General features: G+C 65.9%; 13 protein-coding genes. 10 read left to right on the forward strand and 3 right to left on the reverse strand.

Features of this window, described 5'->3' with window-relative positions:
- The first annotated feature begins 35 nt into the window (after positions 1-35).
- From HZI36_RS08750 to tssJ, 7 genes are read left to right on the forward strand one after another with little or no spacing between them, the layout of a single operon-like run.
- Positions 36-293 (forward strand): PAAR domain-containing protein, encoded by a 258-nt coding sequence (locus HZI36_RS08750; RefSeq protein ID WP_179402252.1) that lies wholly within the window; start codon positions 36-38, stop codon positions 291-293.
- Between the two features lie 3 nt (positions 294-296).
- The gene (locus tag HZI36_RS08755; protein ID WP_179402253.1) at positions 297-1,586 is read left to right on the forward strand and encodes a hypothetical protein; all 1,290 of its coding nucleotides are present in this window, start codon (positions 297-299) and stop codon (positions 1,584-1,586) included.
- Positions 1,583-5,089 carry an ImcF-related family protein gene (locus HZI36_RS08760; RefSeq protein WP_179402254.1) on the forward strand — a complete coding sequence of 1,169 codons (3,507 nt, stop codon included), beginning with the start codon at positions 1,583-1,585 and terminating at the stop codon, positions 5,087-5,089. The genes HZI36_RS08755 and HZI36_RS08760 overlap by 4 nt, the downstream gene beginning before the upstream one ends.
- Positions 5,089-6,672, forward strand: a complete 1,584-nt coding sequence (gene tssA, locus HZI36_RS08765; RefSeq protein WP_179402255.1) for a type VI secretion system protein TssA — start codon at positions 5,089-5,091, stop codon at positions 6,670-6,672. The genes HZI36_RS08760 and tssA overlap by 1 nt, the downstream gene beginning before the upstream one ends.
- Before the next feature lie 12 nt (positions 6,673-6,684).
- The gene (tssF, locus tag HZI36_RS08770; protein ID WP_179402256.1) at positions 6,685-8,514 is read left to right on the forward strand and encodes a type VI secretion system baseplate subunit TssF; all 1,830 of its coding nucleotides are present in this window, start codon (positions 6,685-6,687) and stop codon (positions 8,512-8,514) included.
- Entirely contained in the window at positions 8,511-9,617 is a 1,107-nt protein-coding gene (tssG, locus tag HZI36_RS08775) for a type VI secretion system baseplate subunit TssG (protein WP_179402257.1), read from the forward strand. Before tssF ends, tssG begins: the two co-directional genes overlap by 4 nt.
- A gap of 13 nt (positions 9,618-9,630) precedes the next feature.
- Positions 9,631-10,161 (forward strand): type VI secretion system lipoprotein TssJ, encoded by a 531-nt coding sequence (tssJ, locus tag HZI36_RS08780; RefSeq protein WP_179402258.1) that lies wholly within the window; start codon positions 9,631-9,633, stop codon positions 10,159-10,161.
- Between the two features lie 21 nt (positions 10,162-10,182).
- On the opposite strand, the gene HZI36_RS08785 is transcribed toward tssJ, so the two are convergent.
- The 3 genes from HZI36_RS08785 to HZI36_RS08795 form a co-directional block, all read right to left on the reverse strand.
- Positions 10,183-10,584, reverse strand: coding sequence for a cupin domain-containing protein (locus tag HZI36_RS08785; protein WP_179402259.1), 402 nt, complete (start codon positions 10,582-10,584; stop codon positions 10,183-10,185).
- 167 nt (positions 10,585-10,751) lie between these two features.
- Positions 10,752-11,390: an FMN-binding negative transcriptional regulator gene (locus tag HZI36_RS08790; RefSeq protein WP_179402260.1), complete on the reverse strand. Its 639-nt coding sequence runs from the start codon at positions 11,388-11,390 to the stop codon at positions 10,752-10,754.
- Positions 11,391-11,562: 172 nt separating this feature from the next.
- The gene (locus HZI36_RS08795) at positions 11,563-12,993 is read right to left on the reverse strand and encodes an aminotransferase-like domain-containing protein (protein ID WP_179402261.1); all 1,431 of its coding nucleotides are present in this window, start codon (positions 12,991-12,993) and stop codon (positions 11,563-11,565) included.
- 305 nt (positions 12,994-13,298) lie between these two features.
- On the opposite strand from HZI36_RS08795, the gene HZI36_RS08800 reads away from it, so the two are divergent.
- The 3 genes from HZI36_RS08800 (at position 13,299) to HZI36_RS08810 (ending at position 17,180) form a co-directional block, all read left to right on the forward strand.
- Positions 13,299-14,531, forward strand: coding sequence for an NAD(P)/FAD-dependent oxidoreductase (locus tag HZI36_RS08800; RefSeq protein ID WP_179402262.1), 1,233 nt, complete (start codon positions 13,299-13,301; stop codon positions 14,529-14,531).
- A 36-nt stretch (positions 14,532-14,567) separates the two neighbouring features.
- Complete coding sequence (locus HZI36_RS08805; protein ID WP_179402263.1) at positions 14,568-15,716, forward strand: branched-chain amino acid ABC transporter substrate-binding protein; 1,149 nt, start codon at positions 14,568-14,570, stop codon at positions 15,714-15,716.
- Between the two features lie 78 nt (positions 15,717-15,794).
- Positions 15,795-17,180, forward strand: coding sequence for a glutamine synthetase family protein (locus tag HZI36_RS08810; RefSeq protein ID WP_179402264.1), 1,386 nt, complete (start codon positions 15,795-15,797; stop codon positions 17,178-17,180).
- The last annotated feature ends 6 nt before the right edge of the window (positions 17,181-17,186 follow it).

Raw genomic sequence — 17,186 nt, forward strand, 5'->3', positions numbered from 1 at the left:
CGAAGGCGCGGTGGCAGTTCAACACGGGAAACAATATGGCAGGCATCATTCGAGTAGGTGACGGACACACTGGTGGGGGCATTGTCTCGGCCGGCTCAGCGAAACGCTTTTTCATGGGGCGCACAATTGCGCGCCTTTACGATCCCGTCACTTGCCCGAAGCATGGGGACAACCGGATCGCTACCGCCACGTCCGGCGCATTCGACGATGGTGTGGAGGTCGCCCAGCATGGCGATCTGTGCGAATGCGGATGCCGACTGATTTCCTCGCTCCCGAACAGCGGACGCCGCTGAACGATGGCGCTTGATTTCGACAATCTTCCACCGGAAGATCCAGTTCCCGCTACACCGCCGTCTCGATTTGTGTGGACAGCGGTGTTCCTGGTGCTGACGCTGATCGGTATTTTTGCTGTTCTCATGCTCTGGCCGGCCGGCGAATCGACACACTCGCCGTGGTTCTGGATCTGCATCACTGTCTATCCGGCGGGTATCGCTGGATTCGTTGTCTCGCGCGTCTTCAGCGTCTACGAGGGGCGTCGTCTCGATGTACTCGCGTGGAATGCGGCGTGCAAACAATTTGCCGAGCAGGCGTTCACGAAGGAAAGCATTCCGCTCCGCATCCTGGGGGCGGCGATACGCGTGACGGAAGCCGACGCCGACAACCGCGTTGAGAAAATTGCCGATCAAACGTTAACGCTCGACGCCAAGTCGTCCGACCATGAGGCCGATGAATCGATTGCCGCACGCTGGTTTCAGCCGCTAGACGCACGCCTGGCCGTGGACGAAGCCGAACGCCACACGCTGATTCTCGAATGGCTTTACGACAAGCTGCTGGTTGATCTGACCGAGTCACTCACTAAGCTGCCAACTGAGGTTCCGCTTCGCGTTCTACTCGACGTGTCCGGCTATGTAGGGGACGCTGACCTCGTTGATCTCTGGCAAGCGCAATGGCGCAATCATGAGTTTAGGGACGCGCGCGCTCAGCGGGTTCCAGCGTTGCTCGATCTGATGAGCATCGATGCATGGCTCGACGGCCGGGACGGGGCGCCATCGTTAGATCGGTCCGCCGTCCTGCTCATCTCCGCGTCGCTCAGCGCCGTGCTCGACGAAGACCCGCCGCGAGGCGAGGCCGAGGCCGGTGTCGGCTTGCTCATTGCTTCGACCGTGCTCACAGACCGGTACGAGTTGTGCCCTGTTGCCTCGCTCCACCGTCCGTTGCGATCAAGCAGTGAGAATCTGAACCAGGCGCTGACCTATGCCCTTCGCTGGGGCCACGTCACCCTCAATTCTCTGGCATCGGTATGGATGACCGGGTTTGACGGAGAAACGGTCGGACCGCTGCATACCGCGATGAGTCATGTCGCGGCCGGCAAACCGGGAAATGACGCACTTCCTGAATTCGACCTCGACCGGACCGTTGGGCGAGCAGGTCAATCGGCCGGATGGCTCGCAGCGACTTGTGCCGTGCTTCACGCAGCCACGTCGACGTCTCCTCAGCTCGTCGCACAGCGTAACGATGAACAGACCATTGTTGCCGTGGCGACGACAGGCGATTACGAACTGAATGACATACGCGCTTTGGCATGAACAGGAAATTCAAGATCGACTTTTTCGGCACAATTGTTTGTGTCGTCCTGCCCGGCCTGATTATCTGGGCGAGGCCACAGTGGCTGGGAATCTCGGCGGCGCATCGTGGGCCTGCAATTGCCATCCTGTGTATCGTGTTCGTTGTGCTGTTACTCGCATTCAGCTTCAGCGACTCCTCACGTCCCGCGATTGCGTGGCGAGCCGTCAGGCAATGGGCACGTGACCGTGGACCTCATGATCGTTCCGCGTCGATGGCCGCAGAGCCTGACGAGGCGCGGTCGCGGGCGGCGGCGCTCAAGCAGTTGCTTGTCGACCGTCACGGTTGGCGCTGGCAATATCGCGAGCGATGGGTGCTGGTGACCGGCGACGAGCCTACGGTAATACGCCTGGCACCCGGCCTCATCGATTCCGGTTACGCTATCACTGACCATGCCGTTCTGCTGTACGCGAAGCAAACCCGCGACACGCTCGAGACCGAATGGCTCGACCAGATCCGCCGCCTGCGCCGCCGTCGCCCGGTCGATGCGATTGTGGCGGTGACGCGCGACCGCAGCTCGACCCATACGCCATTCGACACCGACGGGCTCGCTCAACGTCTCTCGCGCCATGCCCGTGCCCTGCGCTGGGCCGCGCCCGCGTATCTGCTCAACGTGACCGACTTTGGCGGCGAAGCGTCGAGTCCCGACGAGGCGATCGGCTTCACGTGGTCCAACGCGCGCGTCAGCGCGGACGAGATCGACACGTCGCTGCAAGACCTCACCTACAACCTGGCGGATGCCGGTGTCGTGCGCCTGACGAAAAATGCAGACGATCGCTATCCCGCCGAGCTGTCGCAGCATATTTCGAACCTTCGTCATGCGCTGTCGGGTCTGGTCGTGCAAACTGCCCAATCCCGTGTCTGGCGGCACGCAGTCCACGGGCTTCTTTTCGCACCGCTGTTCAAGGAACGGGATCTGGCGCCGCCGCCAGCCGACGCGAACGACGGCGAGCCGCCGGCCGGCCCGCAACACCGGACGATCTGGCAGATGGTCGCCGAGCACAGCCGCAAGATCCATGGCCGCCGAGTCGGCTTCTCGCTGTCGACGACGGCTGCGTGGCTGACCACGACCCTGATCGGTTTGTGGATCATCGGCACGATGGTATCGGGATTCACGAACCGTGCGACGATCCAGACTGCCGGGGATACGCTCACGAAACTGGCGGGAACGCAGGACCGCACGCAGGCCATGCTGACGCTGGACGGTCTCGACAAACAGATCGACACGCTCGAGGTCCATCAGCACGACGGCGCGCCCTGGCTGACGCGCTTCGGCCTGAACCGCGACGGCGCGCTGCTCGCCGCGCTGTGGCCAGGCTACGCGCACGCCGTGCGCCGCATTCTCGTCGATCCGATTCACCACAAATTCGAAGACCGTCTGCACCAGCTCGCGTCCCTGTCGGACGCCGAAATCGCCATCGGCGGTAATGCGCGGGTGCAGGCCGCCTACGACACGCTGAAGGCCTACCTGATGCTCGCAAGGCCCGAACGCGCGGTCGCCGCCTTCCTGACCCCGCAACTCGTCGCAACGGCGGCACCCACGCGGCCGGCCAACTCGCCGCTGCCGTCGGGCGCGTGGGAAGACCTGCGCCAGCACACGATCGCCTTCTTTGCGGACCATCTGGGCCGCGGTGCGTTGCCGGCGATCGCCCCGGATCTCGGGCTCGTTGCCTCGACGCGTCAGACGGTCATCAGCGTACGCGGCATCCAGAACTCGACCGACGCGGTCTATCAGCAGATTCTCGATGACGCGAAAGCCAAGTATCCGCCCGTCCTGCTCGCGACCCTGCTGGGCGACACGACGAGCCGCGGCCTGTTCAATACGTCCGCGGCCGTGCCGGGCGTGTTCACGCGTGCGGCGTGGGACGAGCGCATCTCGAAGGCGATCGACGACGCAAGCGAGCAGCACAACGTCGCGGGAGACTGGGTGCTGTCCGATGACAAAGCGACGCAGACCGCACCGTCAACGCTGAAGGCCGAGCTGCGCCAGCGCTACTTCGACGATTACGCGCGTGCCTGGGCGCTGTTCCTCAACAGCCTGCGCTGGCAGCCGGCGCCGACGCTGTCGGCCACGGCCGACCAGTTGACGCTGCTGGGCGATCCGCAGCGCTCGCCGCTCGTCGCGCTGATGAATGCGATCGTCTACCAGGCCGGCGCGGGCGCGACCGGCCAGTCGCTGTCGGACACCCTGATCAACAAGGCGCAGCAGCTCGTCGGCGCCGGCGGGAAGGATCCGTCGAAGCAGGCCCGGCCGCAGTCTGCACCGCTTGCCGCGGCCTTCGGCCCGATCCTGCGCCTGACCGGCAGCGATCTGGTCTCCGGCGTCCCCGCCAACGGCACGGCCGCCGCGCAGCTCGCTGCCACGGGCGATCTGAGTCTCGCGCGCTACCTCGAACGGGTCACGGCGATGCGCCTCAAAGCGTCGCAGATCGCCTCCAGCGCCGACCCGGACGCGATGGCGCGTCTGGCGGCGCAATCGGTCCTGCAGGGCAAGACGTCCGATATCGCCGACAGCCGCGACTACGCGAGCCGCTTGGCCGCGAGCCTGGGTGAGCAGTGGTCGGGCTTCGGCGAGCTGTTTCGCGCGCCGTTCGCCCAGGCGTGGCAGGTCGTCGTGCAGCCGGCCGCCTCGAGCCTGAACGAGATCTGGCGCACCGCGATCGTGGCCGACTGGAACGAGGCGTTCGGCGGCCGCTATCCGTTCGCGGACTCCGACAACGACGCCTCACTCCCGGAAATGGCGCGCTTCATGCGGCCGGACAACGGTGTGATCACGCAGTTCGTCACGACGCAGCTCGCCGGCGTCGTCGAGCGGCACGGCGACCGGTGGGTAGCCGCGCAGGGCGCCGACCACGGCGCGCTGACGATCGATCCGGGGTTCCTGAGCAGCCTGAACACGCTCACGCGCGTCTCGACGGTGCTGTTCCCGTCCGGCGACGCGCGCGTGCGGTATGAGCTGCAGGCCGTGCCGACACCGGGCGTCACCGACATGAAATTCGTGCTGTCCGGACGCGAGCTGCACTATTTCAACCAGAAGCAGGAATGGATGCCGTTCGAGTGGCCCGGCCAGTCGCTGGAAAACCTGTCGCACATCGAGTGGCGGACCGAGCAGGGCGGCCTGCGCACGGCGCTCGACTCGCCGGGCCGGCTCGGCCTGATTCGTCTGCTCGAGCGTGCGAAGGTGTCGCGGCAGGACGGCGCGCGCTATCTGCTGACCTGGACGCCGGACACGAGCCAGGAGATTCCGCTCAGGGTGCAACTGCGCAGCGAGGCGGGCGCGGGGCCGCTCGACGTGCTGCAGTTGCGTCACTTCGCGCTGCCCGCGCGGATTTTCCTGACCGGTTCGGCGCGGTCGGGGCCGATGCTCTCGGCCAGCAATCCGCCGCCGTTGCCGGCGTCGATGATCGCGGCGGCGAAGCACGCCGCAGTGCCGCTTCCGCGTGGCGCATTGCCGGAGGTCGAGTAATGCTGGGCGGACTGTTCAAGAGCCTCTTTCCGGCGCGCGACGACGCCGAGCAGCTGGTGCGTGCACGGCTCGACGCGTGGAATGCATGGCTGTTACCGCTTGCCGGCGACGGCGGTGTCGGCCGCGATCCCGGCTACGAGGACGTGTTCTTCGCGCTTCGGGAGGAAACGCAGAAGCTTTCCGGCATCGATGACGGACTGATCGTCAGGTTCTGCGAACAGCTGACCAAGGAAATCGGCAAGGATCTGCGTCTGGCGGGCTACTTCGCGTTCGCCCGGCTGCGTCAGGATGGTCCGGCCGGCTTCGCGGACGGACTCGAGCTGGCGGCCGCGCTCGTCGACCGGTTCGGCGAGGCGGTGCTGCCCGTGCGCGCCGAAGCGAAGAAGGGCGCACTCGAAATGCTGGCGACCTCGCGCGTTCTCGAGTTGCTCGACGACCGAGGTGAGTTCGCGTCCGCCGATCTCGAGCGGGTGCTCACCGCGCTCGATGTGCTGGTGGCCGTCACCGGCGCGTGGCCGGAAGCGGCTCGCCCGAACCTGCGGCCGCTCATTTCCCGTTTCGAGCGCAAAGATGAGCCGACCTGCGGGAGCGAACCCGAGGTTGCAATGCCCTCTTCGTTCGCATCGGCATCGGGTGCGTCCGGTGCGATCGCTTCCACGCGCGATCTGCTGGACCAGGCGCGCACGATGGCAGTCTGGCTTCGCGATCAGGAAAACGGCTATCTGCCGTCGGTGCGGCTCGTGCGCAGCGTCCGCTGGGATACGCTGCATGAGGTGCCGCCGGCGGACGCAGCATCGCATACCCGCCTCGCGCCACCTCGAAGTGAACTGCGTCAGCAGATGAAACGGCTCGTGCTTCAGAAGCAGTGGCACGAACTGCTCGAACGCGTCGAAGGCGCGTTCATGGAAGGCGTCAATCACCTGTGGTTCGACCTGCAGTATTTCCAGCACGTCGCCCTCGACCACGTCGGTGCGCCGTACACGACATGGCGCGGACTGCTGCGCGCGGACTTCGCGCTGCTCGTCGAACGGTTGCCGGGCATCGAGCGACTGGCGTTCAACGACGGTACGCCATTCGCCGATGACACGACGCTCGAATGGATCGCGCGGTACGCGGTCGTGCGCGACCTCGAAGCCGGCGAGGCCGTCGCACCGCTGCCGGTGTCGGCCGAGCGCGGTGGCGACGCCGCCGGCGACTGGCCGGAAATCGAGGCGCAGGCGCGGGATCTGGCCGCACGCGAAGGCGTCGAGGCCGCCTTCGCGTGGCTCGACGTGCTGCCCGGTATCAAGACCGACCGCCACCGCTACCTGCAACGGCTCGTGATGGTGCGCGTTGCCGATCATACCAACCGCCCGGATACCGCGCTGGCGCTCCTTGCCGAGCTCGATACGTCATCCCGATCGCTGCCGCTGATGCGCTGGGAGCCGGCACTGGTATTCGAGGTCAAGCAACAACTGGTTCGCGCGCTGAAGGCGATGAGCAACCGCAAGGATGCCGACAAGCCGGCGCTTGCACGCCGCATCGGCGAATTGCAGGCGGAACTGACCGTGCTCGATCCGGCGCGCGCGCTGACCCTGTCATAACAACGAAGAACAATGGAAAAAGACGATCCGATCCTGCGCTACTACGAAGCGGAAATGCGCTACCTGCGCGAGTCCGGCAAGGAATTCGCGAAGGCGCATCCCGACCGGGCGCGCATGCTCAACCTCGATCGCGTCGGCGATCGCGATCCCTATGTCGAGCGGCTGTTCGAAGGCTTTGCGTTCCTGACTGGCCGGCTTCGGCAGAAGCTCGACGACGAACTGCCGGAACTCACCGAAGGGCTCGTGAGCCTGCTATGGCCGCACTACCTGCGGATGATTCCGTCGCTGTCGGTGGTCGAGCTGATTCCGCTCGCGGAAAAACTGCAGAAGACCGAAGTGGTACCGGCCAGCGTGCCGGTGCGTTCCGCGCCGATTTCCGTGCCGATTTCCGTGCCACCAGCGGCGACCGGCGCCGAAGGCACGACACCGAAGACCGTGCGGTGCCTGTACCGGACCACGCAGGCCGTGACACTGCAACCGCTCTCGATCACCCATGCCGGGCCGGCCGTGCGTCACGATGGTCGCTCGGTGATCCGGCTCGGCTTCGCGTTGGACGGATCGGCGCTCCGCAAGGAAACGAATCTGTCGCGGCTGCGTCTGCACCTGAGCGCGGATCTGCCGACCGCATTCGCGATGCATCTCGCGCTTACGCGTCAGGTCGATGCCATCCACTGGCGCATTCCGCACATCCGCGACGGCGAAGCAGTGCCACTCGCCGGCGTGACGTTCGAGCCGGCGGGCTTCTCGACCGAAGAGCGACTGTGGCCAAAGGCCGATGCGGCATTCTCGGGCTACCAGTTGCTGCTCGAGTACTTCACGTTCCGCGAGAAATTCCTGTTCGTCGACCTGTGCGGACTGGATATCACGAGGCTGCCCGAAAGCGCCACTCGCTTTGAGCTGGAAATCATGCTGAAGCATGCTTATCCGTCGGACCAGCGGTTCAGCGCCGAGAACGTACGGCTGTTTTGCAGCCCGGTGATCAACCTGTTCGAGCTGGATGCCGAACCGATCGAGATCGACCACCACGAAACCGAGTATCGCGTGGTGCCGGCCGGCCATCAGGGCGAGCACGTCGAAACCTATTCGGTCGACGCGATCGCGACGTTCGACCACGACACGGCGCAGCGATACGAATATGTGCCGTTCGCGACCTTCCGGCACCGCGGCGGCATGCTGCGGCACGAGGCGCCGGAGCGCTATTTCCATACGCGCGTGCGACCGGGTGCGACGGGGCTGCACGAAACCTGGGTGGTTCTCGGCGGTCATGCATGGGAGACGATGGACACGCTGCCCGAGGAAAGTCTGTCGCTGCGCGTGACGGGAACCAACGGCCTGCTGCCGCGCAAGGGGCTGCGTGAAGTCAGTCTCGATGAGCTCGCGGCCAGCACGCCGAACGTCGCGGGCGTGCGTAATCTGGTGTCGCCAACATTGCCACTGTATCCGCCGACAGAAGACCGCTTCCAGTGGCGCGTGCTGTCGCACCTGGCACCGAACTTCCTGTCGATGATGAATGCGGAGGTGCTGCGGGGGGCGCTCGCGCTGTACGACTGGACCGACGACGAGCTGAACCGCCGGCGGCTCGAGGGCATCCTGTGGGTGTCGCAGGAACTGCTCGAGGAGGTGTCGGGTGGTTCGGTCGAGCGGGGCGTATTGATCGAGGTGACGCTCGATTCGCATGCGTTTGCGGGCGAGGGGGACGTGATGCTGTTCGGCGAGTTGCTGCATCGTTTCTTCGCGCAGTACGCGGAGATCAACCTGTTCACGAAGCTGTCGATCGTGAGCCTGCCGTTGCAGACCCGCACGACCTGGCCACGCAGCAAGGCACAACGGGGACCGCTATGACGCCGCGAGCGTTACCGAATCTCGAGCCGCTCGTCGCGTCGCTGCTTGCCCGTGCGCCCCGCATGAACTTCATGCAGCTGTGCCGGTTGCTCGAGGCGCGTGTGCCGGAAGCCCCCGGTTTCGGCACGCGCGACACGCTCGAGCATGAACGGGTGCGCTTTCGGCCACGGCCCCGCATGGGCTTTCCGGCGGGAGAAATCTCGGCGGTGGAGTTTGACGACGGGTCTGGCGCATTCGGCCCCGATGCGCCACCGACTGTGCGCACGACTTTCATGGGTTTGTATGGCGTCGACGCGGCGCTACCGTCGCACATGATCGACGAGATTGCGCTGCGCGAGGAGGGGCACGAGGTCGTCGAAGCGTTTCTCGACCAGTTCAATCACCGTTTCGTCACGTTGCTGTACCGCGCGTGGAAGAAGTACCGCTACCCTGAAAGCTTCCTTCCGGCCGGCAGCGACGCGCATTCTCGCAATCTGTTGTGTCTGGCGGGGTTCGGCTGGGGCGACAAACCTCGGCGCGCCGGTCTGCCGGATTCGCGGTTGCTCGCGCTGCTGGGGCTGCTGATTCAGCATACGCGCACGCCCGAAGGGCTCGCCGGCGTCGTCGCGCTTGCCGTGCCTGGTATCGGGGTACGCGTCGACGAGTTCTTTCCGGTCGCCACGCGCGCCGGACAGCCACAGCCGCTGACGTCATCCGGCCAGTGCGCCGCTTTATCGGAAGTGGGGGCGCGTCGGGGCCTCGGATGTGGCTACGTGCTTGGCCGGCGACTCGCCTATCGCGGCCGTGCGGTGCGCGTGACGCTGCGGCCGACGGATGTGCGGCAGGCTCACGATCTTTTGCCTGGCGCATGGCTGCATCGCGAACTGATGGCATTCGTGCAGCTGTATGTCGGTGTCAAGGCCGACGTGCACCTGCGCATGGAAGTGTCGTCACGACTCGCGCCGCGACCGGCGATTGGTCTGGCGAATTCCGGTCCGGTGCCGCGCCTCGGCTGGACGATCGTGCTGCCCGCCGACGAGGAGCGCCTGATCAATATTGCGCTGGGTATCTACGAAGCGTTCCCCACGCCGGGGCCCAATCCGCACCTGACTCAACCTGCCTGACCAGGGAAGATCCATGACTATCCGCTTCGCCATTTCAACCATTGTGTCCGTCCTGCTGCTGTCGGCCTGCGGCGTCTGGCAGACAGTCTCCGATGCGTCGTCGAGCGCCTATCACGCGGTCTTTTTCAAGCAGGTCAAGAGGCTCAACGTCGATCTTGCGGCGCGCGAAGCGTTGAATCCGGACGACGCTGGCCGCCCGACGTCGGTCGCGGTGCGCGTGTATCAGTTGAAGGGCCGCAAGATGTTCGATGGCGCCTCCTATGACGACCTGCTGAAAAACGACCGGACCGTGCTCGCGCAGGATCTGCAGGCCAATATGGCAACCGTCTTGAACCCGGGCGCGTCCGCGAGCCTCACGCAGCCGATGCAGCCCGACACGAAGTATGTCGCGATCGTTGCTTTCTACCGCAACCCGGGTAACGGTGATGGCTGGAAGTACGTGACCGAGAGAAAAAAGCTCGACGCGAACGATCCGTTGCAGCTCGAACTGGTCGACCAGCTCCTGCTTGCGGCCGGTCGTGCATCCACGAATGCATCTCGATGATGCTTCACCGTGCGGCCGAAATCATCGCGACGCGTCTTTGACCGCAGGCGGTACCACCGGCTCGACGGAATCGAAAACCTGATCCAGCGCATAGACCAGCACAAACGTGCAGCCGGTCGCGCTGCTGAACCCGGCATCGACCGTCCCGCTTTCCGCCACGCCCGCATATCCCGACCGTAGCCGTCGTCCATTCTGGACGACTTCGCCGTCCAGCACGTAAACGAATTCCGGACCGGTGTGAAAGTGATCCGGAAAGACGGCGCCCGGCGCGAACCTGACGAGCTGCATCCCACGTCCGTCGGCTTTACCGAGGTTTTTCACGTCGACACCCGGCGCGAAGCGAGACGGCGTCCACGGGATGCTCGCGGAATCGCAGCACGAAAAACATGGAGCGCACGGAGCCGGTGATCGATCGTTCGTCATACTGAATATCTCCTTGCGGTTTCTCCCCGCCGCAAGCATGCGAGCGCGGCGCCGCTCAAGCAGGCGGACCTTCGTTCTCCTTCCCAAGTCCGCCATCCCCATATCGATGGAATGCGTCGTCGTACTGACCGGCCCGAAAAATAAAGGTGAAAGCATACATGGGGCGGTTATTCCGGTTTTTCCTCGGCCCGCGCGAGCATCGCATCGCCGATCTCGACCTGCTCGCGCGCCAGCAGCGCTTCGCCGGCGCCGCGAATATCCCGCGCGTCCTTGTTCTGGCTCAGCTTGCTTTTGCCGACCAGCCGCGTGATGTCGATCTGCAGACCGACGATCGACTCGAGCATCTTGTCGATGTAATCCTTCGGCGCGTCGGCCATCTTCCACGGCTGCGGTTGCGATGCTTCGTGCGTGCGGGTCAGCCGGGCGACCACGCCGCGCACGTAGCGCTCGTCGTCGAGAATCGCGATGCGGCCGTGCGCGTGGACGACGACGTAATTCCAGGTCGGCACCTGCCGGTGGGTCTCATGCTTGCTCGGATACCAGTTCGGCGAGATGTACGCATCGCCCGCGCGAAAGATCACGAGCACGTCGTCGCCATTCGCGACGTCCCGCCAGACCGGGTTGGCCCGCGCGACGTGCGCGCGCAGCACGCCGAACTCGCCTTCGTCCGCCGCCAGCTCGAACGGCAGGTGATTCGCGTCCAGCCCGCTCTTCCCATGCGTGATCAGCGTGCCGAACGGATGCTGCGCGATGCACGCATGCAGCGCGTCGATGCGGGGTTCGTTGAAATGGGCGGGTATGTACATGTCGATTCCGCGAGTGGGGCGGGGCGCAGGCCCGCCGGCTCGAACGTCATCCGGGGGCGTTGCTCCGCATTGCTGCATATTGCTACGCATCGTTGCAAATTATCGCGAAAAACCGGTTCATTCAACAGATCCACTTTGGATCATTTTTACTGAACCGGAAGCCGCCTTCCCGCTAGATCGTGCCGAACAGCGCGCGCGGCCGGTCGCGCAGCGTATGCGCGAGGATCTGCAGCGCCCGCGTCAGCTGTTCGCGCGACTCGGCGCACGCGAGGTTGATCCGGACGCCGTGCTCGACCGTCGAGCGATCGACCGCAAACGCCGACGCCGGCATCGTGTTGACGCCGCGCGCGAGCGCGTTGGCCGCGAAATCGTCCGAGCGCCACGGCGCCGGCACCCTCAGCCAGACGAACATGCATGCCGGATCGCTCGCCAGGTGCTCCGCCGGCAGCAGTTCGCGCGCGAGCGCCTGGCGCGCGTCGAGCTCGGTGCGCTGCGCGTCGAGGATCGTCTGCGCGGTGCCGTCCTCGATCCAGCGCGTGACGATCAGCGTCGACAGCGGCGCGGGCATCCAGGCGGTCGTGCGCACGGCCTCCGCCGCGAGCGCGGCGCCGTGCGGCGGCGTCAGCAGATAGCCGATGCGCAGCCCCGGCGCGAGGATCTTCGACGTCGACGTGACGTGGAACGTCAGCTCCGGGCACAGGCTCGCGATCGTCGGCAGGCGCGCGCGCACGAGCGGGCCGTACACGTCGTCCTCGATGATCGCGATGTGATGGCGCCGCGCGATGTCGACGAGCGCCGCGCGCCGCGCGAGGCTCATCGTGACCACGGTCGGATTCTGCAGGTTCGGCACCGTGAAGATCGCCTTCACGCGCATGCGCCGGCACGCGTCCTCGAGCCGGTCCGGCAGCAGCCCCTCGTGATCGCTCGGAATGCCGACGAGCTCGAACTGGAACACCGGCGCGAGCGCCTTCAGCCCGTAATAGGTCAGCTGATCGGACAGAATCACGCCCTCGTGCCCCATCAGGCTGCTCAGCACCGCATAGAGGCCATGCTGCGCGCCGCTCGTGACGACCACGTTGTCCGGCGTCGGCGCGAAACCCGGCGCGGCGATCCATTGCGCGCCGGCGGCGCGCGCCCAGTCGGGCCCTTGCGGCGGCTGGTACTCCTGCGTCTGCGCATAGCGCGGGTCGCGCGCGAGGTTCGCCATCGTGCGCGTCAGCTGCGCGAGGAATTCGCCGGTGGCCGGGCGATTGACGGTCAGATCGATGACCGCGTTCGCGCCGCCGGCCGCGAGCGCGAGCGCGCCGCCGTCGGCCCGCGCGTGAACCGGCGGCATCGCGCCGCCGGTGACGATCGACCCGCGCCGCTTGCTCGCGACGATCAGCCCGCGGGCCTGCAGCTCCTTGTACGCGCGGGACACCGTCGACACGTTGATCCCGAGCTCCAGCGCCAGATCGCGTTGCGGCGGCAGACGGCTGCCCGGCGGGTAAAACCCGTTGCGCACCTTTTCCTCGAGGCTGCGCGACACTTCGAGATAGGTCGCCTGGCGTCCCTTTGTCTGGAGATTGTCTTCACCGCTTGCGCGGTTTGCTTCGATCTTCATTCAAGTAATAACTCCATACAAAAACTCGTCAGGCCACACAAACCGCTACGCGCGATGCAACACGAACGGGTATCGGTCAGATACTAAACCCTTTATGCAGCAAAGCGCCACGGGTATGTGCGCGCGGGCGCGCCATTGCGCCGCAACAGCGCCGCCGCCGCGCCGGGGAAAATACCTAGACTCACACAAAGACAAACTCATTGCACACAAAAAAACTTTGTGTGAGTATGTCTTCAATGTTTGTGTGGTGGCGCGCCGGTGGCGCGCCGCACGTTCCCGGCACCCGCTGCCGACTGGAAGAAATGATGGCCGAAGTCGCTGTTATCGGCGCCGGATTCGTCGGCTTGTCCAGCGCGTACTGGCTGATGCGCGACGGGCATCGCGTGACGCTGTTCGATCCGCTCGGCCCCGGCGAAGGCGCGTCCTACGGCAACGCGGGCACGTTCGCGAACTACGGGTGCATCCCGGTCAACAATCCGGACGTGTTCCGCAGCCTGCCGCGTCTGCTGTTCTCGGCCACGAGCCCGTTCAGGATTCGCTGGCGCTACCTGCCGCAACTCGCGCCGTGGCTCGCGCGCTTTCTGCTCGCGGCGACGCCTGGGCGCTACGAGCTCAGCGCGAAGGCGCTGGCCGGCATGCTGTCGCGCGCGTTCGACGGCTATCGGGAGATGCTCGCGAGCGACGCGCTGTCGCGCTTCGTTCGGCAGCGCGAGTGCGTGTACCTGTATTCGAACGCGGTTTCGTTCGACGCGGCGCAGCCATCGCTGGCGCTGCGTCGCTCGCTCGGCGTGCGGTTCGAGAACGTCGATCGCGACGGCATTCGCGCGCTCGAACCGAATCTCGCGCCGATCTTCGCGCACGGCACGCTGTTCCGTGACAGCTGGTTCCTCAGCGATCCATGCGGCTTCCTGTGCGCGCTGCATGCGTCGCTGATCGGCCAGGGCCTGCGGCACGAGCGCACCGCGATCCGCATGCTCGAGCCGCGGCCGGCCGGCGTGCGCATCGTCGACGAAGCCGGGCGCACGCACGGCGCCGAGCACGTGGTGGTCTGCGCGGGCGCGCTGTCCGGCCGCTTCGCGCGCCAGTGCGGCGATCGCGTGCCGCTCGACACCGAGCGCGGCTATCACGTGCGTTTTCCGGGCACGTCGTCGCTGATTTCGCGCCCTTGCGGCTGGGCCGAGCGCGGCTTCTACATGGTGCCGATGGACGGCGGCATCCGCGCGGCCGGCACGGTCGAGCTGGGCGGATATGGGCTACAAAAGAATCAGGCGCTGCTGAACCTGATCACGACTTCCGCGCGGCAGGCGCTGCCGGGCCTGCCGGAACCGGACAGCACGTGGCTCGGCTTCCGGCCGAGCCTGCCCGACGGGCTGCCGGTCGTCGGCGCGTCGAGCGCGTCGCCGCGCGTCGTCTACGCGTTCGGGCATCAACATCTGGGCGTCACGCTGGGCGGCGTGACGGGCAGCGTCGTCGCCGACCTCGTCGCCGGCCGTCCTTCCCCCATCGATCTCGAGCCCTACAGCCCGCGTCGTTTTTAGTCATCGCAACACTCTGCACGAATGAGGACGGACATCATGAAACGCCGAAACCTGGTTGTCGCACTTGCAGTTGGAGTTCTGTGTGCGCATGCGCCGTCGTACGGTGCGGAGCCCCAGACCGTCTTGATCGGCTTCGTCGGGCCGCTGACGGGGCCGGTCGCCCGCGTCGGCAAGGATCTGGAGAACGGCGCGCAGCTCGCGATCGACGAGGAAAACGCGCGGCACCCGACGATCGGCGGCAAGCCGGTCAAGTACGTGCTCGACGTGCAGGACGATCAGGCCGATCCGCGCACCGCGATGCAGGTCGCGCAGAAGATGATCGACGACGGCGTGGTCGGCGTGATCGGCCACTACAACTCCGGCTGCAGCATTCCGGCGTCGGCCGTCTACCACAAGGCCGGCGTCGCGATGATCACGCCGGGCTCGACCAATCCGGTGCTGACCCACCAGGGCTTCGAGAACGTGTTCCGCACGATGGGGCACGACGGTGTCGGCGGCGTGATCGCCGGCCAGTTCGCGGTGCAGCAGTTGAAGGCGAAGCGGATCGGCATCATCGACGACCGCACCGCGTTCGGCCAGGGCCTCGCGGATGCGTTCGAGAAGGGCGCGAAGCAGGCGAACGGCAACATCGTCGATCGCGAATTCACGAACGACAAGGCCGTTGACTTCCGCGCGATCCTGACTACGCTCAAGGAGAAGAACGTCGACGTGATCTTCTTCGGCGGGCTCGACGAGCAGGGCGCGATGCTCGTCAAGCAGATGCGCTCGCTCGGCATGCAGTCGCTGCTGTTCGGCGCGGGCGCGTTGAAGAGCAATGCATTCCTGCAGATCGCGGGGCCGGCGGGCAACGGCACGCAGGATCTCGAGCCGGGCCCGGCGCTCGACAAGCTGCCGGCCGCGCAGGCGTTCGCGACGCGCTACAAGGCGCATTTCAACCAGGACGTCGAGCTGTACGCGCCGTTCGCGTATGACGCCGCGCTCGCGATGCTGAAGGCGATTCACGACGCCGACTCGCTCGACCGCGCGAAGATCGTGGCCGCGTTCCCGAAGGTCGTCGTGTCGGGCGTGACGGGCAAGATCGCGTTCGACGCGAACGGCGACCTGATCAAGCCGCCGTACACGCTGTTCGAAGTGCAGCAGGGGCAGTGGAAGAGTCTGCGGACGGTCGGCGGCAACGGCGTCTGACGCGCTCCGCGCGACGTTCGCGGCAGGCTGAAGGTCGGCGCCCGATCCACGATCCACGATCCTCGAGCGAGAACGACAATGCATGAACGCGAAGTGAAGACGGTGGAGGATGCGATCGCGCTGGTCGAGGCCAGCGCGCTCACGCACATCAAGGTCGGGCTGTCGGACATCGATGGCGTGATGCGCGGCAAGTATCTGCGCCGCGACAAGTTCCTGTCCGCGCTGAAGTCGGGGTTCGCGTTCTGCAACGTGGTGCTCGGCTGGGACCTCGACGATCACCTGTACGACAACGTTCGGTACACCGGCTGGCATACCGCGTATCCGGACGCGCAGGTCCGGATCGTGCCGCAGAGCTGCCGCCGGCTGCCGCTCGAAACCGGGCCGGGCGGCGAGCGGATGCTGTTCTTCCTCGCGGAATTCGACGGCGACGCGGCGGCCGTGTGCCCGAGGCGCCTGCTGCACCGCGTGCTGCAGCACGCCGACGCGCTCGGCTTCGATGCGTACGCGGCGCTCGAATACGAGTTCTTCATGTTCAACGAGACGCCGCAATCGGTGCGCGAGAAGGGCTATCGCAACCTGCAGACGTGGACGCCGGGCAACTTCGGCTACTCGGTGCTGCGCAGCACCGTCGCGTCGGACTTCTACCGGCAGCTCAACGCGTTGTGCGAGACGATGGACATGCCGATCGAAGGGCTGCACACGGAGACCGGGCCGGGCGTGATCGAGGCGGCGATCGCGGTGGACCGGGCGGCCGACGCCGCCGACAAGGGCTTCCTGTTCAAGACGTTCGTGAAGGCGCTCGCGCAGCAGAACGGCCTGATGGCGACGTTCATGGCGAAATGGTCGCACGAGCATTCCGGGCAGAGCGGGCACATCCACGTGTCGCTGCGCGAGCGCAAGACCGGCAAGTCGGCGTTCTTCGACGCGAGCCAGCCGCATGGGATGAGCCGCGTCCAGGCGAACTTCATGGCCGGCGTGCAGCGCTATCTGCCGGAGTTCATGGCGATGTACGCGCAGACGATCAACAGCTACTCGCGGCTCGTGCCGGGCTACTGGGCGCCGCTCGACGCGACGTGGGGCATCGAGAACCGCACGACCGCGCTGCGGCTGATTCCGGGCACCGACAAGTCGCAGCGGGTCGAGGTGCGCATCGGCTCGGCCGACGCGAATCCGTACATCGCGCTGTCGGCCGCGCTCGGCGCCGGCCTGTACGGGATCGAAACGGGCCTGGAGCCGGCGCCGATGGTCGAGGGCAATGCGTATGCGCAGCAGTTCGAGCCCGCGCTGAAGCTGCCGAATACGCTGTGGGACGCGGCGCAGCGGCTGCGCGAATCGAGCACCGCGCGCACGCTGTTCGGCGATGCGTTCGTCGAGCATTTCGCGGCCACGCGCGAATGGGAGGAGCGCGAGTTCCGGCGTCACGTGACCGACTGGGAGCTCGCGCGCTATTTCGAAATCATCTGAGTCCCG

The sequence above is a fragment of the Burkholderia guangdongensis genome (genome assembly GCF_013403875.1).
Taxonomy (GTDB): domain Bacteria; phylum Pseudomonadota; class Gammaproteobacteria; order Burkholderiales; family Burkholderiaceae; genus Burkholderia; species Burkholderia guangdongensis.